The 20150-nt window shown below is 64.1% G+C and carries 12 protein-coding genes; 10 read left to right on the top strand and 2 right to left on the bottom strand.

The genetic code is table 11. The annotated features are described in order from the left end of the window. Positions 1-25: 25 nt before the first annotated feature. The 4 genes from HAD_RS18495 to HAD_RS01920 all read left to right on the top strand — a co-directional run bounded on the left by HAD_RS18495 (position 26) and on the right by HAD_RS01920 (position 4730). Complete coding sequence (locus HAD_RS18495) at positions 26-187, top strand: hypothetical protein (protein ID WP_156942125.1); 162 nt, start codon at positions 26-28, stop codon at positions 185-187. Positions 188-347: 160 nt separating this feature from the next. Beyond that, on the top strand, positions 348-1424 hold the full coding sequence (gene pheS / locus HAD_RS01930; protein WP_035569080.1) for a phenylalanine--tRNA ligase subunit alpha: 1077 nt from the start codon (positions 348-350) through the stop codon (positions 1422-1424). Further along, positions 1424-3817: a phenylalanine--tRNA ligase subunit beta gene (pheT, locus tag HAD_RS01925; protein ID WP_035569077.1), complete on the top strand. Its 2394-nt coding sequence runs from the start codon at positions 1424-1426 to the stop codon at positions 3815-3817. The genes pheS and pheT overlap by 1 nt, the downstream gene beginning before the upstream one ends. Positions 3818-3845: 28 nt before the next feature. Then, on the top strand, positions 3846-4730 hold the full coding sequence (locus HAD_RS01920) for an ion transporter (RefSeq protein ID WP_051595842.1): 885 nt from the start codon (positions 3846-3848) through the stop codon (positions 4728-4730). A 10-nt stretch (positions 4731-4740) separates the two neighbouring features. On the opposite strand, the gene HAD_RS01915 is transcribed toward HAD_RS01920, so the two are convergent. Further along, on the bottom strand, positions 4741-5163 hold the full coding sequence (locus tag HAD_RS01915; RefSeq protein ID WP_051595841.1) for a YbaN family protein: 423 nt from the start codon (positions 5161-5163) through the stop codon (positions 4741-4743). Positions 5164-5265: 102 nt separating this feature from the next. Here HAD_RS01915 and HAD_RS01910 point away from each other — a divergent pair, with 102 nt between their 5' ends. The 3 genes from HAD_RS01910 (at position 5266) to msrA (ending at position 13112) form a co-directional block, all read left to right on the top strand. Continuing rightward, positions 5266-10242, top strand: a complete 4977-nt coding sequence (locus HAD_RS01910; RefSeq protein WP_051595840.1) for an alpha-2-macroglobulin family protein — start codon at positions 5266-5268, stop codon at positions 10240-10242. Between the two features lie 4 nt (positions 10243-10246). Continuing rightward, complete coding sequence (gene pbpC, locus HAD_RS01905; protein ID WP_035569074.1) at positions 10247-12307, top strand: penicillin-binding protein 1C; 2061 nt, start codon at positions 10247-10249, stop codon at positions 12305-12307. A gap of 154 nt (positions 12308-12461) precedes the next feature. Then, on the top strand, positions 12462-13112 hold the full coding sequence (msrA, locus tag HAD_RS01900) for a peptide-methionine (S)-S-oxide reductase MsrA (protein WP_035569071.1): 651 nt from the start codon (positions 12462-12464) through the stop codon (positions 13110-13112). Between the two features lie 23 nt (positions 13113-13135). Here msrA and HAD_RS01895 read toward each other — a convergent pair whose 3' ends face one another. Next, on the bottom strand, positions 13136-14866 hold the full coding sequence (locus HAD_RS01895; protein ID WP_035569069.1) for an ArnT family glycosyltransferase: 1731 nt from the start codon (positions 14864-14866) through the stop codon (positions 13136-13138). A gap of 262 nt (positions 14867-15128) precedes the next feature. Here HAD_RS01895 and HAD_RS01890 point away from each other — a divergent pair, with 262 nt between their 5' ends. The 3 genes from HAD_RS01890 to aguB all read left to right on the top strand — a co-directional run bounded on the left by HAD_RS01890 (position 15129) and on the right by aguB (position 20143). Continuing rightward, on the top strand, positions 15129-18215 hold the full coding sequence (locus HAD_RS01890; RefSeq protein ID WP_035569067.1) for a TonB-dependent receptor: 3087 nt from the start codon (positions 15129-15131) through the stop codon (positions 18213-18215). A gap of 85 nt (positions 18216-18300) precedes the next feature. After that, positions 18301-19284, top strand: a complete 984-nt coding sequence (locus tag HAD_RS01885; RefSeq protein WP_035569064.1) for an agmatine deiminase family protein — start codon at positions 18301-18303, stop codon at positions 19282-19284. Positions 19285-19300: 16 nt separating this feature from the next. Continuing rightward, a complete protein-coding gene (gene aguB, locus HAD_RS01880; protein ID WP_035569061.1) occupies positions 19301-20143 on the top strand; it encodes an N-carbamoylputrescine amidase in 843 nt (280 codons plus the stop codon). Positions 20144-20150: the final 7 nt, after the last annotated feature.

Here is a 20150-nt window from a genome sequence, read left to right as displayed (position 1 = left end):
AGACTGAAGCTACAGGAACGACCTCATGTCGAAGTCCCCGAATTCCATCCTGCACCCGGCCAAGAAGCCGCGCGTCAAGCGCCGCAACGCGACCTGGACGGCCAATCTCGGCAAGCGGTCGAAAGTCCGCGTGTTTGGCAACACCAAGCGTGCGCGTCTCGCCCGCAAGAAAGCTGCCGGCAAGTAAGCTTTCTGTTGGCCCCGCGCCGCCGGTGACCGCCTGAAAAGGCTGCCGCCGAACCGAATAAGAGAAAGCCCGGCCATCGCGCCGGGCTTTTCTATTTCCAGATTTGCATGATCCCGCGAAGCGCCTACAAAGCCCGCGGAACCATATGAGGGGCAAGACCTTGTCCGATATCACGACGATCGAAAAAGAAGCGCTGGAGGCGATTGCCGCGGCAGCTGACCTGGACGCCCTGGACGCGGTGCGCGTTGCAGAGCTGGGCAAGAAGGGCAGGGTCTCCGGCCTGATGGGCTCGCTCGGCAAGATGAGCCCGGAAGAGCGCAAGGAAAACGGCCCGAAGCTGAACGCGCTGAAGAACCGCGTGAACGATGCCGTCACCGCCCGCAAGACCGAACTGGAAGCCGAGGCGCTGGAGAAACAGCTCGTCACCGAAACGCTGGACCTGACCCTGCCGCCGGCCCCCGGCCCGAAGGCCGGCGCGCTGCATCCGGTGATGCAGGTGTTCGAGGAAGTCGCGGCCATCTTCGGCGACATGGGCTTCACCGTGGCCGAAGGCCCGGACGTGGAAGACGACTGGCACAATTTCACCGCGCTGAACTTCCCGGAAGGCCACCCGGCGCGCGAGACGCACGACACCTTCTTCATGAAGGCGCAGGAAGGCGACACGCCGAAAGTGCTGCGCACGCATACCTCGCCTGTGCAGGTCCGCACCATGATGAAGCAGAAACCGCCGATCCGCATTCTCGTGCCGGGCCGGGTTTACCGGAACGACTGGGACGCGACGCATACGCCGATGTTCCACCAGGTCGAAGGCCTCGTCATCGAGAAGGGCACCCATATGGGGCATCTCAAAGGCTGCCTGATCGACTTCGTACGGGCCTTCTTCGAGGTGGATAGTGTGGAAGCCCGCTTCCGCCCGCACTTCTTTCCGTTCACGGAGCCATCGGCCGAGATGGACGTGAAATATACCCGCAAGGGCGAGACGATCGAGATCGGCGCCGGTGACAGCTGGATGGAGATCCTTGGCAGCGGCATGGTGCATCCGAACGTGCTGCGCAATTGCGGCATCGATCCGGATGAATATCAGGGCTTCGCCTTCGGCATGGGGATCGACCGTCTGGCCATGCTGAAATATGGCATGCCCGACCTGCGCCCGTATTTCGAGGCCGATCCGCAATGGACCCGCCACTACGGCTTCGCGCCGTGGTCTACACCATCTGTCAGCGGAGGGCTGAGCTGATGAAATTCACCCTTTCCTGGCTGAGCGACCATATCGCCTCCAAGGCGACGCTGGAGGATATTCTTGCCTGCATGCTGAAGGCCGGCCTTGAGGTCGAGGACGTGCACGATCCGCGCGAGACGCTGAAGGCCTTCACCGTCTGCAAGGTGCTGGAAGCCGAGCCTCATCCGGATGCGGACAAGCTGCGCGTGTGCAAGGTGGAAACCGTGGACGGCATGAAGCAGATCGTCTGCGGTGCACCGAACGCCCGCGCGGGCATGACGGCCATCTATGCCCCGCTGGGCACCTGGATTCCGGGGCTCGACTTCGCGCTGGACAAGAAGCCCCGCAAGATCCGCGGCGTGGAAAGCCATGGCATGATGTGCTCCACCAAGGAGATCGAAGCCGGCGAAGACCATGACGGCATCGCCGACCTCGACGCGGCGATCCCGCTCGGCACGCCTGCGGCCGAGGCGCTTGGCCTTGCCGATCCGGTGATCGATTTCGAAGTGACGCCGAACCGGCCGGACTGGCTGGGTGTGCAGGGCATCGCGCGCGACCTCGCCGCAGCCGGGGCAGGGCGCTTCATCCCGCATGACGTGAAGAAAATCTCCGGCAGCTTCGACTGCCCGGTGGAGATCAGGCTGGACGCACCTGAAGCCTGCCCGATGTTTGCCGGGGCGCTGGTCAAGGGCGTGAAAAATGGTCCGTCACCGGACTGGATGCAGCAGCGTCTGAAAGCCGTCGGCATCCAGCCGCGCTCTCTGCTGGTGGACGTGACCAATTACGTTTCGCTCGACCGGGCCCGCCCGCTGCACGCCTATGATGCGGCAAAGCTGCAAGGCACGGTCACGGCGCGGCTTGGCAAGAAAGGCGAGAAGCTCGTCGCCATCGACGGCAAGACCTATGACATCGGCGAAGAGATGTGCGTGATCGCTGACGACAGCGGCGCCATCGGCCTTGGCGGCGTGATGGGCGGCGAGTCCACGGCGGTCTCGGAAGAGACGACGGACGTGTTCATCGAGAGCGCCTGGTTCGACCCGCTGCGCACCGCACGGACGGGGCGGGCGACCGGCATCCATTCCGATGCGCGCTACCGGTTCGAGCGCGGCGTCGATCCGCAATCCTGCGTCGACGGGCTGAACCTCGCTCTGGCGCTGATCACGGAGTTCGGCGGCGGCACCGTGTCGAAGCCCAATGTGGCAGGCATGATCCCGGCCCGCGCCGACAAGGTGACATTCTATCCGGCAGACGTGGACCGCCTGACCGGCCTGAAGGTGAAAAGCGCCGACATGCGCCGTATCCTGAAGGATCTGGAGTTCGCCATCGAAGACGCAGGCGAGGCCTGGTATCTGATGCCGCCGAGCTTCCGCTTCGATATGGAACATTCCGCCGACATCGTGGAAGAGATTGCCCGCATGGTCGGTTACGACCAGCTGCCGACGGAATCGCTGCCGGCGCCTGAGGGTGGCATCCGCGCCATCACGACCCCGATGCAGGCGCGCGTGCGCACGGCGCGGCGCGTGCTGGCGGCGCGCGGCTTCCTCGAAGCGGTGACGTGGAGCTTCATGTCGAAGGCCAATGCGGCCCTGTTCGGCAAGACACCGGACAGCCTGACCGTTGCCAATCCCGTGGCCAGCGATCTGGACCAGATGCGTCCGTCGATCCTGGCGAACCTCGCCAGCGCCGCACAACGCGCTGCGAACCGGGGCGAGCCTGGCGCGCGCTTCTTCGAGGCCGGCCCGATCTATCTGGGCGACGGGCCGGACGACCAGCGCACGGTGGTTGCCGCGCTTGTCCGCCCGGTCAGCGAACGCCACTGGCAAGGGGCGCCGAAGCCCTATGATTCCTACGCCGCGAAGGCAGACCTGTTCGCCGTGCTCGAAGCGCTCGGCCAGCCGGGGGACCGGTTCCAGGTGGCGGCGCCGTCGCAGGGGCACTGGCATCCGGGGCAGGCGGCTGCGCTGAAGCTCGGCCCGAAAGTCACCGTGGCGCATTTCGGCGCGCTGCATCCCGGCGTGCTGAAACAGCTGGACGTGGAAGGCCCGGCCTTCGGGTTCGAGCTGAACCTCAACGCCCTGCCGGTGATGAAGGCGAAGGCCACCAAGACGAAATCCGTCCTCGAACGGTCGGACCTGACCCCGATCCGGCGGGACCTTGCCTTCCTCGTGGACGAAACCGTCCCGGCGGCCGACATCGTCCGCTTCGCCAAGGGCGCCGACAAGCAGCTGATCAACCTGGTCGAAGTGTTCGACGTTTATCAGGGCAAGGGGGTGCCGGACGACAAGAAGTCGGTCGCCTTCGAGATGACGATCCAGCCGAAGGAAAAGCTGAAGGATGAAGACATCCAGGCCCTGATGGACAAGGTCGTCGCGGCCGTCGCCAAAGGCTGTGGCGGTGTGCTAAGAGGGTAAGCCACAGGGGAACGTAACGAGGCCGGACATGGTGGAGCAGCAGCTGCTGGTGCAGAAGGGACTGCGCTACGGCCTGTATCGGGAACTGGTGCCGGAAGCCCGTTTGCGGGGCATTTCGGTCACCAATCTCTTCATCGTTGCGCTGGTCCTGCTGAGTTTCCTGTTCCTGGCCCTCGAGACCGAGCCTGCCCTGAATTCGCAGCCCGGATGGCGGGCGGTGTTCAGGGTTTTCAATGTCTTTGTCGTTGCGGCCTTTGCGGTGGAGTACGTGCTGCGCGTCTTTGTCGCCGGGCTGGATCCGGAATACCGGGGCGTCGGCGGGCGGCTGAAATACATGACGCGATTCTATTCCATCGCGGACCTGCTGGCCTTCCTGCCGGAACTGATCGTGATGCTGGCCGGGTTCGGCATTCCGCTGATCGCGCTGCGGGTCCTCAGGCTGTTCCGGCTGATCAAGATTGCCCGTTTCGTGCCTGCGTTCGACATTTTCGGCGCGGCGGTGAAGCGGGCGGGCATGCAGCTCCTGATGGCGCTCGCGATGGCGCTGGTGCTGGTCTATGTCTCCGCGGTCGCGCTTTACTTCATCGAAGGCGTCGGCGGTGAGCAGCAGGAAAGCTTCGCCTCCATCCCGCGTGCCATCTGGTGGGCGATCGCGACGCTGACGACGGTTGGCTATGGCGATGTCTATCCGGTCACGCCGCTGGGCCGGATGTTTGCGTCGGTCATCGCGATTGCCGGGATCGGGGTTGTGGCCCTTCCGGCCGGGGTATTCGCCAGCGCCTTCTCCGATGAGCTGCGCGCGCGCCAGGAGGCGAAGGAACAGGCCGCCAGCCACGCCTATTCCTCACAGGCCGAGCGGACCCCGGACGGGAAAGTGCCCCTGCCGGGCACAGATGGCGGGCTGGGGGACTAGGACCGGACGGTCAGTCGTCGATGCGGGCGCGCGGGCGCGTCGCCACGAACAAGGCCCCGAATGCGAGGATCGACAGGCCGATGCCCAGCGGTACGGGCCGTTTCCAGAATGCCAGGCCGATCACGGCCGCCGACAGGCCCATGCCGCCGAGGGCGGCGGCCTTGCCGGCATGGCTGAGCGCGCCGGTCTCGACAAAGATGCGGATCGGTGGGCCGATCTTCGGGCGGGCATAGATCCATTCCGCCCAGGCCGGGTTCGAGCGGGCGAAGGCCAGCGCGGCGACAATCCAGAACACTGTGGTGGGCCAGATAGGCAGAAACAGGCCGATCGCGCCAAACACGAACGAAATCAATCCGAGGATGCGCCAGCTCCACATGACGCGACGATGGCGCGTGGTGCCGCGGCTGGCAAGCTGGGTTTGGCGGTGCCGCACCGGCGAAAACCCTGAATAATGTCGGAATTGTCCAATTCGCGCCCTGTTCGCGCCCCCGCGAAGATGTGTAAGAGTGTTCACAATACACGTAGGAGAGGCTTCATGACGCACTTCATCCCGGGCCAGGGGGGATACGGCAAGGCAATGCTGATGGCGTTGCTCGTGAGTGTTCTCGCGGCATGTGGAGGAGGCGGCAAGACAGACCGCTCCGGATCGGGTGGCAGTGAAGAAGGCGCGGTCGTGCAGCTCTCGCCCGCCGACAGCGTGGCCGCTCGCCAGCGCGAAAAACGGCGCCAGGCCGCAATGGATGCCCGCGATCAGGACTTCTCCTATTTCCGCTACCGTATCGACACCAGCCAGGACGCGCCGCTGGCCTGTTTCGTCTTCTCCGCTGCGCTGGACCCGGAAGCGGACTATTCCCCCTATGTCGAATTCCGCCCGGCTTTCAATCCGTCGCTGAGCGTTGAGGGGCGCGAGCTGTGTGTTGGCGGCCTGTCCTTCGGGACGGAGCGGACGGCGACGCTGCTCTCGGGCCTGCCGTCGGCCGATGGCCGGACCCTGAAAAACCAGGAAGAAGTGCCGATCGATTTCGCTGACCGCCCGCCTTATGTGGGCTTCAAGGGCACCGGCGTGATCCTGCCGCGCGAGAATGCCGACGGCCTGCCGATCGAGACTGTGAATGTCGACAAGATCGAAGTGACGGTCTCGCGCATCAATGACCGCGCGCTGGCCTTCAAGCGGATCAGCCAGGGCACGACGTCCGCACAGGGAAGCCATTCCTGGACCTGGGGCGAGAACGACCCGGACGATGTGAAGGAAGAATTGTTCAAGGGCACGGTGGATGTCGCGCGTGAACAGAACGCGCCGGTGATCACCGTTTTCCCGCTGGAAGCCACGATCGGCACACTGGAGCCGGGCGCCTATTTCGTGACCGTGAAGGACGCGGACGATATCGGCGAGGCCGTTGGCCCGCCGGCATCGACCAGCCGCTGGATCATGCTGACCGACCTCGCCATCACGGCGTATGAGGGCGGCAACGGGCTCGACGTCACGCTGCGCTCCCTGAAGGACGGCCGCCCGATCTCCGATACGACCGTGCAGCTGGTCGCCCGCAACAATGACATCCTCGCAGAAGGCCGTTCAGACCAGCAGGGCCGTGTCGTGTTCCCGGCAGAGCTGACGAACGGGCAGGGCAACATGGCGCCGAAGCTGATCATGGCGCTGACCGCCAAGGGCGAACTGGCAGCGCTGGACCTGACCCGCGCGCCGGTCGACCTGTCGGAAGAGGCAATCGGCGGGCGCCGCATGCCGGGGCTTGTCGATGCCTATCTGTATACGGATCGCGGGATTTACCGGCCGGGTGAAACGGTGAGGCTGACGGCCATGCTGCGGGATTCGACCGGCGAAGCCGTGACGGACCGGGCCGGCAATCTGCTGCTCTACCGTCCGAATGGCCTGATTTCTGAGAAGATCCGTTTTGAAGGCCAGGATTCTGCGTCCGTGCTGCACGATTTCGAGCTGCCCAAAGGCGCCTCGCGCGGCGAGTGGCGGGTCGAGGTCCAGATGGACGGACTGTCCGGCAATTCCGGTGCGGTCCGCTTCTCGGTGGAGGACTTTGTGCCCCAGCGGATCGCTGTGGACCTTGCCGCCGATGAAGAGACCCCCATCAAGCTGGGTGGCACACGCGACATCGAAGTGTCGTCGCGCTTCCTCTATGGCGCCCCGGGCGCAGGCCTGACCGTGAAGGCGGAGGCGCGTGTCGAACGCCAGCCCAATCCGTTCCCGGCCTTTGAAGGCTTCACCTTCGGCCGCCATGATTCGACCTTCCAGGAACGCATTCTCGAATTCGACGATGTGACGACGGACGGCGCAGGCGATGCCCTGATCCGCCTGCAGCCCGGCAATGCGGGCAGCAATGCCGGCGTGCCGCTGCGCCTGAACACTGTTGTCTCCGTGCTGGAGCCGGGCGGCCGGGCCGTTTCGGAAAGCGTGCGCGTGCCTTACCGGCCCGAGAGTCTATATCTCGGCCTGAAGCCCGGCTTCGACTATTCGGTCGAGCGGGGCGGGGATGCGACCTATCAGGTCGTCGCCATGGATGCCGATGGCAATGCCGTGGCAGAGGACCTGACATGGAAAGTGCTGGCAATCGACTGGCACTATGACTGGTATAATGATGGAGACCGCTGGCGCTGGCGCCGGTCGCGCACCGTGACCAAGGTGAATGAAGGCGTGCTGACCACGCCGGAAGGCGGCACGGGTGAGATCACTGTGTCCGGGCTCGACTGGGGCAGCCATGAACTGGTCATTGAGGGCACGGGCGCCGCGTCCGGCACCTCGGCCAGCGACAATTTCTATGTCGGCTGGGGCGGCTATGTCTCCGAGGACGGTGTCGAGGCTCCGGACCGCGTGAAAGTGACCGGCCCGGCCAAGGCCCCGGCGTCCGGCCAGACGGCTGAAATCACCATTGTCCCGCCCTATGACGGCCAGGCGCAGGTGGTGGTGGCCACCGACAAGGTGCTCTCCGTGCAGAACATCGCTGTCACCGAAGGCGGCACGCAGGTGACGTTGCCGGTGAATGATGAATGGGGCGACGGCGCCTATGTGATGGTCTCTGTGTTCACCGAGCGCGATCCGGTGCTGCGGGCAAAGCCGCGCCGCGCGGTTGGCGTAACCTATGTGCCGCTCAACATGGACGAGCGCACCTTCGAGATGTCGATTGATGCCCCGAAGACCGCCCGCCCGCGCGGCGAGCAGGTGGTCGAGGTCAATATCGGGGAGGGCCCGCGCGAGCCGGTCTACCTGACATTGGCCGCTGTGGATGAAGGCATCCTGCGTCTCACCAAGTTCAAGAGCCCGGATCCGGTGTCGTATTATTACGGCAAGAAGGCCCTCGGCGTGGAACTCTACGACGATTATGGCCGCCTGCTGGACCCGAATATGGGCCTGCCGGCGGAAGTGCGCACAGGCGGTGACCAGCTGGGCGGGGAAGGCCTGTCGGTTGTTCCGGTCAAATCCGTGGCGCTGTTCTCGGGGCTCGTGGATGTCGGCCGCTCCGGCAAGGCGAAAATCCGCTTCGATATGCCTGAGTTCAATGGCGAGCTGCGCCTGATGGCGGTGGCCTGGTCGAAGACAGGGCTCGGCTCGGCGGTCTCCACCATGACCGTGCGCGACGAAGCTCCGGCAGACCTGATCATGCCGCGTTTCCTGGCACCGGGCGATGAGGCGGTCCTCACGGCCAGCATTGACAATGTGGAGCTGGCCGATGGCGAATTCTCAGCCCTGGTCGGTGCCACAAAGGGCGTCTCGATTTCCGATGGCAAGCTGACCCGCATGCTGAAAACCGGCGAGCGGACAGACCTGCCGGTCCGCGTCGAGGCCGAGGATGAAGGCATCTCGACCGTCCGGCTCGATGTCGAAGGCCCCGGCAAGTATGCCGTGGACCGGACGTATCAGATCCAGACGCGGTCGCCTTATCTGCCGGTGACCCGTGTGTCCTCGAAACTGATGCAGCCGGGCGATGCCTTCTCTGTCGATCCGGACCTGTTGTCCGGCCTCGTACAGGGTTCGGGCTTCGTCTCGGTGGGTTTCTCGTCCATCCCGGTGGATGCCGCGTCGCTTTATGCCTCGCTGGACCGCTATCCCTATGGCTGTACCGAACAGACGACGAGCCGCGCGCTGCCGCTGCTCTATTCGGAACAACTGGTCGCCATGGGGGCAAAGGATGCCAATGACGATCCGAAGACGAAGGTGCAGGTGGCGGTCAACACGCTGCTGAACCGTCAGGGGGCGGACGGGGCCTTCGGTCTCTGGCGTGAAGGGGATGGCTATGCTTCCCCCTGGCTCGGCGCTTATGCGACGGACTTCATCTATCGTGCCAAGGAAGCCGGTTATGCCGTGCCGGACGAGGCGATGGACCGGGCCTATGGCGCCCTGCGCCAGATTGCGACGGGCGATGCCTGGCGGGTCTATGGCTACAACACCGATGTCTATGAGAGCCGGTATTCCAACGACACGGTCGACCAGATGATGAAACGGTCCTCGGCCTATGCGCTTTATGTGCTGGCCAAGGCCGGCAAGGCGGACATCTCCCGCCTGCGTTACCTGCACGACCGGGAGCTGAAGTCGATCCGCAGCCCGCTGGCCCGGGCCCATATCGGCGCGGCGCTGGCGCAGCTGGGCGACAAGGCCCGCGCCAATTCGGCCTTCAGGGCTGCCGAAGCGTCGATCGGCTACGACAATACGGGCGACTACTACCAGACGCCGCTGCGCGATCTCGCCGGTGTCCTCGCCCTTGCCGCAGAGGCCGGAGAGACAGAGACAATGACACGTCTCTCTGACAAGCTCGGCAAAGAGACGCCGGACCCGGGCCGCCTGACCACGCAGGAGAAATCTTTCCTCCTGCAGGCGGTCAACGATCTCGGCGCCGGGGACAAGGGCTTCCGTCTGGATGTCGAAGGCCTTGGCCGCGGCAATGACAATGACCGCCAATATGCCCTGACCGAAGACCAGGCCCGCGAAGGCGTGACCTTTACGCTGGGCGGCGACGCGCCGATGTTCCGGACTGTGCTGGTCTCCGGCGCACCGGCAAGCGCCCCGCCTGCGGCAACGTCGAAGATGAAGGTCGACAAGCGGTTCTACACGCTGACGGGCGGCCGGGTGGATCTTGCCCGTGTCAGCCAGGGTGACCAACTGGTCGTGAAGCTGACCGTTTCACCGGAGGAACGCCGCCTGAACCCGGTGATCGTCGCGGACCTGCTGCCTGCCGGTTTCGAGATCGAGACGGTGCTGCGCCCGGCCGATGGCCGCCAGGAATATGGCCAGTCCGGCGCGTTCGCCTATCTGGGCGACCTGGCAAATGTCCAGACCGCCCAGGCGCAGGATGACCGCTACGTGGCCGCTGTCGATGTCTACTCGAATTCGGTGACCATGGCCTATGTGGTTCGCGCGGTGACACCGGGTGACTTCGCCATTCCGGGCGTCGTCGCCGAGGACATGTACCGCCCGGCCGTGTTCGCCCGCTCGAAAGCCGGCCGCGTGATCATCGCTCCGGCTCAGAGCGGGGCCGAAGGAGGCAAATAAGGCCATGCTGACAGCGCGCCGGATCTTCCTCGGCATCTTTGCGCTGTTCCTCGCCGTGGTGATTGCGGACAGGCTTTTCCCTCCGCCGCTTGAAAGGGCGGGGGGATTGTCCGCCCTCGTTACAGACCGGGACGGCAAGCCGCTGCGGGCCTTTGCGACGCCGGATGGCCGCTGGCGCTTTGCCGGAGACCTGGACCGGATCGATCCGGACTTCGTCGATGCGCTGATCCGCGTGGAAGACAAGCGTTTCTATCAGCATCGCGGGACGGACTGGATGGGGCTCAGCCGGGCGGCTATCGACTCGCTGTTTGCCGGGCGCATCGTGTCCGGCGGTTCGACGCTGACGATGCAGACCGCGCGCATGCTGGAACCGCGTGACCGTAATATCGGCTCCAAACTGATCGAGATTGCCCGTGCCTGGCAGCTGGAGCGGCGGCTGACCAAGGACGAGATCCTGTCGCTTTACCTGTCCCTGACGCCCTATGGCGGGAACCTCGAAGGCGTTCGCGCGGCGAGCTGGAGCTATTTCGGACACGAGGCGGACAAGCTGTCGAAGGACGAGATCGCGCTGCTGATCGCCCTGCCGCAATCGCCGGAGGTCCGCCGCCCTGACCGGCATCCGGAAACAGCCGAGCGGGCCCGCAACTGGGTCGCCGAGAAACTTCATCGCTATGACGTCTTCACCGCCGGTGATGTCGACGATGTCGCCACGCTGTCCGTACCCGGACGCCGGCGGGACTTTCCGGACCGGGCCTGGCACGGCACCGCCAAGGCACTGGCAGAAGGCCCGCGCGAGGATGTGCGCTCAACGCTCGATGCCGGGCTGCAGGCAGAGGTGGAGCGTATCGCGCTGACCCGCGCCGAAGCCGAAGGCGAGGATGTGCAGGTCTCGGTTCTGGTCGTGCATGTCCCGACGCGGGCGGTGCGGGCGATTGCGGGCTCTGCCTCGCGTGACCGGCCGGGCGGCTGGCTGGACCTGACGGCGCAGGCGCGGTCACCGGGGTCCACGCTGAAGCCTTTCATCTACGCCATGGCGTTCGACGATGGCACGGCCGCGCCGGACACCCGCGTGGCAGACCTGCCGACGCGTTTTGCCTCCTACCAGCCGGAAAACTTCGACCGCATGTTCCGCGGCGATGTCCGCGTGTCGGATGCCTTGCAGCATTCGCTGAACATTCCCGCCGTGGCCATGCTGGACCGGGTCGGCCCGGAACGCTTCGCGGCGCAGCTGGCGTCGGCTGGCGCGCGCCCGCGTATCTATGGCGGGGCAGAGCATGAGGCCGGGCTCGCCATCGCGCTTGGCGGGGCGGGGCTGACAGCGCGCGAACTGGCCGTGCTGTACGCCGCGCTGGGCGATGAGGGCGTTGCCAAGCCGCTGGTCTGGCGCGCCGACGAGGAAGCCGGCAGCTATGAGGCCGCAGGCAAACGCCTTGTCAGCGGGGAAAGCGCGGGCGAAGTGCTCGACATCCTGCGCAAGGCGCCCACGCCCGAAGGCCGGATGCCGGGATCGCTCACGGCGCATGCCCCGCAAATCGCCTTCAAGACCGGCACCTCCTATGGCTTCCGCGATGCCTGGGCGGCGGGCGTCTCGGGCCAGCACGTGATTGTCGTCTGGGTCGGGCGGGCCGACGGGGCGCCGCGGGCGGGCAAGACGGGGCACGACACCGCCTTGCCGATCCTGTTCGAAGTGGCCGACCGTGTCTCCCAGCACCTTCAGGACGAGGGCGAGGCGACGATGCGGCTGACCAGCGAGAAACGTCTCCTGAAATCCCACGGCGCGATGAAGGCGCTGGAAGAAGCCGGGCCGCCGCAGATCCTGTTTCCGCCACAAGCCGCTGAGCTGTGGGCCGGTCCGGTGAATGGCCGCGCGGCGCGGGGCTTCGTACTGGCCGGACGGGGCGAAGGCAGGCTGAGCTGGTACATCGACGGCCGGCCGTGTGACACGGATGATGCCGGGGCCCCCGTGTGGGCGCCGGACCGGCCGGGCTTTTACACGGTCACTGCAGTCGATTCTGCAGGACGCGCGAGCCGGGTGCGTGTCCGGGTTCTGACCGGGCCTGCCTGAAGACACGGCAAAGCCACAAATGTGCCGCTTTCAGACAACACGGAGGAAACACATTCCTGTCAGAACTGCGAATACAGGGTTACAGACCATCGGTCATTTCCCATATCAGACGGGACGCCGGAACGGTCCGGCCTGAACAACAGAGTGAAGTGAAATGCGTACCCGTTCACCCCAAGCAGTTGCCCTTGCGGCCGGTCTCGCTGCGATGGCGCTCGGATTCTTTTCCAGCGCCGGCGCGCAGGATCAGGTTTCCAGCCCGGACGCGAAACGTCTGTCGACGGCCGTGTTTGCCGGTGGGTGCTTCTGGTGCGTGGAAGCGGACTTCGACAAGGTCGACGGGGTTGTCTCGACCGTCTCCGGCTATACCGGCGGCACGGTGGTGAACCCGACCTATGAACAGGTCTCGCACAAGAAGACGGGTCACTATGAGGCCGTCAAAGTCACCTATGATCCGGACAAGGTCAGTTATGATGCGCTGGTGGACTATTACTTCCACCACATCGACCCGACCGATTCGACCGGCCAGTTCTGCGACAAGGGCGACAGCTATCGCTCCGCCGTGTTCGTCGCCAATGCAGACCAGCGTGAAGTGGCCGAAACCGAAGTCGAGATGATCGATCATTCCGGCGTCCTGGGCACACCGGTGGTCACCAAGATCCTCGACGCCAGCACGTTCTGGCCGGCTGAGGACTATCACCAGGATTACTACAAGAAGAACCCGCTCAAATACCGCTACTACCGCACGGCCTGTGGCCGGGATGCGCGGGTGAAAAAGGTCTGGGCGGACGGGGCATCCGGTCACTGATCTGGCGGCCACCGATCTGGCGGCTACGGATCCGGCGTTTCTGATTTTGCAGGGCAGGGGGCCGGCGGGAATTCCGTCTGGCCTTTGAACGCATTCTCCCAGGCGGCATCATGCGCCTGCGGCTCAAACCCTGACGCCAGGTACAGGACGAATGTCCGCGCCAGCGGGCAGCCATTGCTGCGCTTGCCCAGCGGCACCGAAATTTCCCCCGTCCGTTCGAACGTCCTGAACTCGCTCCGCAACATCGGGCGCATGCCGGGATGGATGGAGACGACAAGGACGCGCTGGTCCAGTGGCGCGGCCAGCGGCTGCGCTTCGGAGAAGCTCTTCGGCACGCCATAGCGCCGCCAAGAGAGCAGCGGCACGGTCCGGTCGCGGCCATAATAGTCCAGCCCGTGCCAGACCTCGCGTTCATCCACGAGGACGGCGGTTGCCCCGACAGACTGGGCGATGGCGAACACGTCCTTTGCAGCCTGGTCCCAGCCACGCGTGCGCTTCAACGCATTGTCGAGGCCGAGCGCCGTGGAGGACTGCAGGGGCAGCATCGAGATTACCGCAAAGCTGAGTGCCAGAATGCCGTGGAGGCCGATGCTGAACCAGAGCAGGCCCGACGGGCGGTATTTCACAAGGGTCGCCAGGAGCAGCAGCCCGCACCCGACAAGCAGGCCAAGGCCGAGGCGTACCCAGACACTGAGGTCCGGAACGAACTGGAGGACGACAAAGGTCAGGCCCGCCACGATGAACCAGAGGGCCCGGTTGGCGCGCGCCCGCACCAGCCAGCCAGCGACCAGCACGCTGGCGGCGGGGTAGGCCGTGGCCGCCCAGTTCGCATTCGCGCGGGACAGCACGGCCTGGCCGAGAATGATGGCCAGGACCGGCAGGATGAAGCAGAGGAGCCAGCGATCCCGCCCCATCAGGCCTTCGTCCTGGGAGCGGATCACGAACAGGCCGAACACGAGCGCGAGGAAACTGATCGGCCCGAATACGCCCAGCTGGTCGACCAGGAAGGTCAGCGCGTTCTCCGGATTGATCAGGTCTCCGCCGAGATTGGCATTGTCGACCGTGTGGCTGACGGTCTCGAACCCATGCGCCGCGTTCCAGGCAATGTGCGGGGCGAACACCAGCGCGGCGAGCGCGAATGCGGCCAGCCCATGCCGCGAAACCAGCGCCCGGCGGCTGTCCCGGTCGATCAGCAGGGTCAGGGCGATGCCGATCAGGAAATAGATCATCGCATATTTCGACAGGAGCCCCGCCCCGATGGCGAGGCCGAGGCCGGCAGCGCTGGCCCAGCCGCCCTGACCGGCGCGCAGGCGCCAGAAGCAGAACAGCGCCGCGCACCAGAACGGCATCAGCACGCCATCTGTCGAGATTACAGCAGATGACAAGATCACCGCCGGCATCAACGCATAGCCAAGCGCGGCCAGCATGCCGGTACGGCCGTCATACATGGCGCGCCCGAGGTGGAACAGGAAGATCGCCCCGGCCGTGTGCAGGAAGGGAGCGGGCAGGCGGACGGCCCATTCCGAATTGCCAAGAACCGACGTGACCGCATGGATCACCCAGGCGATCATCGGCGGCTTCGAATAGTAGCCCCAGTCGAGCGTTTCCCCCCAGCGCCAGTACTGGGCTTCGTCGGCATAGAGATTCAGCGGGCTCACTGCGAGCAGCAAGACGCGCAGGACCAGGAGAATCATCAGGGCCAGATAGGTGATGCGGCGCCAGTCCGTCGCCGATTCGCCGGGGGTGTGGATCATTAGCCTCGGGCCTTTTGGTGCAGGCCCGGTTTATGCGACGCTGCGCCGACAGAATATACCCCAAAACACACGTTTTGCGGCGAGTTGTTTCTAACGACCGTGTCATTTTTGCATCGCAACACGAGCATCGACACAAATCCCGATAGGATGTGTTTAACCTTCAAGATCCTGTCACTAATCTGTCATCTCGGATCGTTATGCGACCGGAAACCGGACGGTGTGCAAGGGCATCGGCTGGGGCTCTCTCGGACAGGGGAAAATCATGATCAACTGGAATAACTTCGCTCGCGGGGCTGCTGTATCAGCCATCGCGATCTCGGTGGCAGGCATTGCCTCCGCGCAGGTGACCACTGGCAGCGTGCGTGGTCAGGTGACAGACGAAACCGGCGCCGCCGTGTCTGGTGCAACGGTCACCATCACCGACCCGACAACTGGTCTGTCGCGCTCGACGACCACCAATGCTAGCGGTCAGTACACAATTCGCAGCCTTCCGGTCTCGACGGGCTACGCGGTACAGGTTCAGTCTTCCGACTACCAGAACCAGACCGTCGAAAACGTCGGACTGAACCTCGGCGACGCGACCCAAATCAACTTCTCGCTCAATGCTGACGCCGAAGCCCGTCTCGACGCAATCGTCGTTACGGCTTCAGGCTCTCAGCTTGCGCCGGTTGCGATCGGCCCGTCGGCAACCTTCGGCATCGACACGCTGAAAGAAGCACCGTCCATCAACCGGAACATCACCGACGTCCTGCGCCTCGATCCGCGTATCTACGTCAACGAAGCCAGCGGCAGCCTCAACTCGGTTCAGTGCGGCGGCAAGAACTCCCGCTTCAACTCGCTGACGGTTGACGGCGTGAAAATGAACGACAATTTCGGTCTGAACTCGAACGGCTACCCGACCGAGCGCATTCCGTTCTCCTACGATGCCATCGAGCAGGTCTCTGTCGAGCTGGCACCGTTCGACGTCCAGTATGGCGGCTTCTCCGCCTGTAACATCAACGCCGTCACCAAGTCGGGCTCGAACGAGTTCCACGGCTACCTGTTTGGCGACTACACCAATGACGGTCTGCGTTCCGACAGCCTCGAAGGCGACGACATCACGACCGGCGAGTATGACGAGTACCGCTACGGCCTCGGCATCAGCGGCCCGATCATCAAGGACAAGCTCTTCTTCTTCGCAGCTTACGAGAAGCTTGAAGGCGTGAACCTGTTCGACCGCGGACCGATCGGATCGGGCGCTGTCAACGAAGTGAAAATCACGCAGGCCGAACTCGACGAAATCGCCCGCATCGCGCGCGACGTCTATGGCTACGACCCGGGCGGCATCCCGACCAGCTTCGACAATGGTGATGAGAAACTCCTCATCAAACTCGACTGGAACATCTCCAACAATCACCGCGCGTCGTTCACCTACAACTACAATGACGGCTACAATATCTCGGAATCGGATGGTGATTCCGACGAGTTCGAATTCTCGAACCACCTGTATGAGCGCGGCGCTGAGCTGAACTCCTATGTCGGCTCTCTCTATTCCGACTGGACGGACAACTTCTCGACCGAAGTTCGTATCGGCTACTCCGAACTCAAGAACCGCCAGCTTTCCATCGGCGGCACCGACTTCGGTGAAATCACGGTCGAAACGGATGATGTCGACGTCTATCTCGGCGCTGACGACAGCCGTCACTCCAACGTTCTGGAGTATGAAACCTTCAACCTGGCCCTGAAGGGTTTCTACACGGCCGGAAGCCACAACTTCTCGTTCGGTTACGAGCGTGAAGCCCTGGACGTCTACAACCTGTTCGTCCAGCAGACCGGCACCGAAATCGATTTCGATGAAAGAAGCGGATACACCCTTCCGGGCGTGTTCGATGCGGCGATCGAGAACTTTGAACTCGGCTATGCTGACAACATCAACTACAACAACGCACCGTCCGGTAATCCGTCCGATGCGGCGGCTGATTGGGGCTATGCCATCAACACGCTGTATGCTCAGGACGAGTACGATTTCGGCTCCGGCCTGATCGTGACGGCCGGTCTGCGCTACGACTGGTACACCACCGACGACAAGCCGCCGGTCAACCCGGACTTCCTCGCTGACTACGGCTTCGGCAACAACTCGACCCTCGATGGCGAAGGTCTGGTCCAGCCGCGTCTCGGCTTCACTTGGGATGTCAACGATTCGCTCGACCTGCGTGGCGGTATCGGTGTCTACTCCGGCGGTAACCCGAACGTCTGGCTGTCGAACACCTACTCTGCCAACAACGTGCAGCAGTTCGGCGTTGACGGCGGCGCCTTCGGTCTCGAGCAGAACAGCGGTCCGTCGATCTTCACCATCCCTTACACCATGTGTGAAGACGGTGTTCCGAACGGTCCGGGCTGGTGTGTGCCTCAGGTCATGGCTGATGCCGTTGCCGCGGGCCAGGGATCGAACTTCGAGATCAACTACCTCGATCCGAACTTCACGCTGCCTTACGAAATCAAGGCAGCCCTTGGCGCGACCAAGTATGTCGACGTTCCGTCGCTCGGTGGTGAGTATCAGCTGAACGCTGACATTCTCTACACGGTCACCAAGGACAGCGCAGTCTGGCTGCATGGCGATATCGAGCAGATCGGTACGACCACGGGTCCGGAAGGCGGCACCTATCCGGTCTACGACAGCGTGCGTGAAGGATCCTTCGTGCTGACGAATGCCGGTGACGATGCCAAATCGCTCCAGCTCTCGGCATCTGTGTCGAAAGACTATGACTGGGGCCTGAACTGGGCGCTCGGCTATGCCTACACCGACGCGGAAGATGTTCACCCGATGACCTCGTCGGTTGCGTTCTCCAACTATGTCTACCGGGCCTTCACCGATCCGCAGGAAACCACGCCGGCGACGTCCGACTACAATATCGAGCACCGCTTCACGGCCTACGCGAACTATCGCAAGGCTTACTGGGGTGACAACGACACGATCGTGTCTGTGTTCGCTTCGGCCAACTCGGGCCGTCCGTACTCGGTCGTCTATGATGGCAACGTGTCCAGCTTCGACATCTTCGGCGGCACGCCTTACCTCGACGGTGTTGAGAACACGCTGTATCCGGGCTTCTCGCGGAACGATCAGGAAAGCTCCTGGTGGAGCAAGGTCGACCTGCGGCTCGAGCAGCAGTTCCCGGGTTTCTACGATCACAAGGCCTCTGCCTTTGTCACGATCGACAACCTCACGAACCTGCTGAACGACGAATGGGGCATCATGCGCCAGTCTTCGTCGACGTGTGAGTACGGCGAGTACGCCCTTGGCGATTGCGAATCCCGCATTGGCGACGCGTCCCGTTACGAAGTCCGCTTCGGCCTTCGTTACGAATTCTAAGTCCCGGACTTATCCTTTCGGGAAGGGCGGCCTCCATGTGGGGCCGCCCTTTTCCTTTGGTGACAGGTGTGGCATTGCGCGCGCGATGAGCGACAACAAACCCTTCCTTCCGCCCGAATGGGCTCCGCAGGCCGCCCTCTGGTGCGGCTGGCCGCATCTTGCCGATGAATGGGGCGGCAACCTTGAGGGGCCGCGCGCGCAGATCGCCGGCTTCATCCGCGCGGCTGCGGCTCATGTGCCCGTCCGGGTTGCAGCGGGATCCGCCGAAGCGCTGGCATCGGCCAATTCGGCTGTTGGTGATGTGGCGAAGGTCATGGAAGTCCCGGCTGGCGACATCTGGCTGCGTGACACCGGCCCCATCGTGACGGGGCAGGGCGCGGCGCGTGAGGCCCAGGCCTTCCGCTTCAATGGCTGGGGCGGCAAATACCTGATGCCGGGCGACACAGAGACGGCCGGGGCGATTGCGGCCAGCGAAGCCCTGCCGGTCAGCCAGCACCCGATCGTTCTGGAGGGCGGCGCCATCGACGCAGACGGCAAGGGCCGCCTGCTGACCACGCGCCAGTGCCTGCTGAATCCGAACCGCAATCCGGATCTGACCGCCGACCAGATCGAGGCCCGAATCTGTGCGGCGCTCGGCATCGACGAGATGATCTGGCTCGGCGACGGCCTGCTGAACGACCACACCGATGGCCATGTCGACAATACCGCCCGCTTCATCGCGCCGGGCCGCGCGCTCTGCCAGATGCCGTCTGGCGCGGGTGACCCGAATACGGAAATCCTGCTGGAGATCGAAGCCACGCTGCGCGATGCCGGGCTGGACGTGGCGACCATTCCGTCACCCGGCCTGGTCCGGGGCGGCGACGGCGAACCGATCCCGGCGAGCCACATGAATTTCACCATCACCAACGGGGCCGTGCTGGTGCCGGTCTATGAGGACCATTACAGCCTCGTCGCGCTGGCCGACATGAAGGTCCTGTTTCCGGGCCGCAAGATCATCGGCCTGCCGGCTGGACATATTCTGGGTGGGGGCGGAAGCTTCCACTGCATGACCCGCGAAATTCCCGCTTGATCCGGAGGATCTGAGAATGAGCCGTACAATCACCGTTGCCAGCATCCAGTTCACGCCGAGCGACGACATGCAGGCAAATATCGACCGCGTGGCCGGCTTCATCCGCGAAGCGGCCGGGCAGGGCGCGGATGTCGTGCTGCCGCCGGAACTCTTCTGCGGCCATTATTTCTGCAAGACGCAGGAAGAGCATCACTTTGCGCGCGCGCTGCCCTGGCACGACCATCCGGCCGTGGTGCAGCTGGCAGACCTCGCGGCAGAGCTGGATGTGGTCATCCCGGTCTCGATCTATGAGAAGGACGGGCCGCTCTATTACAATTCGCTGGTGATGATCGATGCTGACGGCACGCCGCTGGGCGTCTACCGCAAGAGCCACATTCCCGACGGCCCCGGCTATCAGGAGAAATTCTATTTCCGGCCGGGCGATACGGGCTTCCGCACCTGGCAGACCATGAAGGGCCATATCGGCGTCGGCGTCTGCTGGGACCAGTGGTTCCCGGAAGCGGCGCGCGCCATGGCGCTCATGGGCGCGGATGTGCTGCTGTACCCGACCGCCATCGGGGCCGAGCCGCAGGATGCCAGCCTCGATACGGCGGCGCGCTGGCGCCGCGTGATGCAGGGCCATTCGGTGGCAAATGTCATTCCCGTCGTCGCGGCCAATCGTGTCGGGGATGAAGACGGTCAGGTCTTCTACGGCACCAGCTTCATCACAGACCAGACGGGCGAAGTCGTTACTGATTTCGGGCGCAGCGAAGAAGGCGTGCTGGTCGTGCGCTTTGATCTGGACCTGATTGACCGGGACCGGGCCGCCTGGGGCTTCTTCCGCGACCGGCGGACGGATCTTTACGACATTCTGGTCTAGGAAACGG

Origin of the sequence: Hyphomonas adhaerens MHS-3 (assembly GCF_000685235.1) — a bacterium.
GTDB lineage: Bacteria > Pseudomonadota > Alphaproteobacteria > Caulobacterales > Hyphomonadaceae > Hyphomonas > Hyphomonas adhaerens.
The sequence above is the reverse complement of the archived record's forward strand: the minus strand, read 5'-3'. Positions and strand labels throughout refer to the sequence as shown.

Coding starts and splice junctions, on each gene's coding strand:
- pheT (WP_035569077.1), top strand. CDS start 1,424: ATGAAATTCACCCTTTCCTGGCTGAGCGACCATATCGCCTCCAAGGCG.
- pbpC (WP_035569074.1), top strand. CDS start 10,247: ATGCTGACAGCGCGCCGGATCTTCCTCGGCATCTTTGCGCTGTTCCTC.
- HAD_RS01920 (WP_051595842.1), top strand. CDS start 3,846: ATGGTGGAGCAGCAGCTGCTGGTGCAGAAGGGACTGCGCTACGGCCTG.
- HAD_RS18495 (WP_156942125.1), top strand. CDS start 26: ATGTCGAAGTCCCCGAATTCCATCCTGCACCCGGCCAAGAAGCCGCGC.
- HAD_RS01910 (WP_051595840.1), top strand. CDS start 5,266: ATGACGCACTTCATCCCGGGCCAGGGGGGATACGGCAAGGCAATGCTG.
- HAD_RS01890 (WP_035569067.1), top strand. CDS start 15,129: ATGATCAACTGGAATAACTTCGCTCGCGGGGCTGCTGTATCAGCCATC.
- HAD_RS01895 (WP_035569069.1), bottom strand. CDS start 14,866: ATGATCCACACCCCCGGCGAATCGGCGACGGACTGGCGCCGCATCACC.
- HAD_RS01885 (WP_035569064.1), top strand. CDS start 18,301: ATGAGCGACAACAAACCCTTCCTTCCGCCCGAATGGGCTCCGCAGGCC.
- msrA (WP_035569071.1), top strand. CDS start 12,462: ATGCGTACCCGTTCACCCCAAGCAGTTGCCCTTGCGGCCGGTCTCGCT.
- aguB (WP_035569061.1), top strand. CDS start 19,301: ATGAGCCGTACAATCACCGTTGCCAGCATCCAGTTCACGCCGAGCGAC.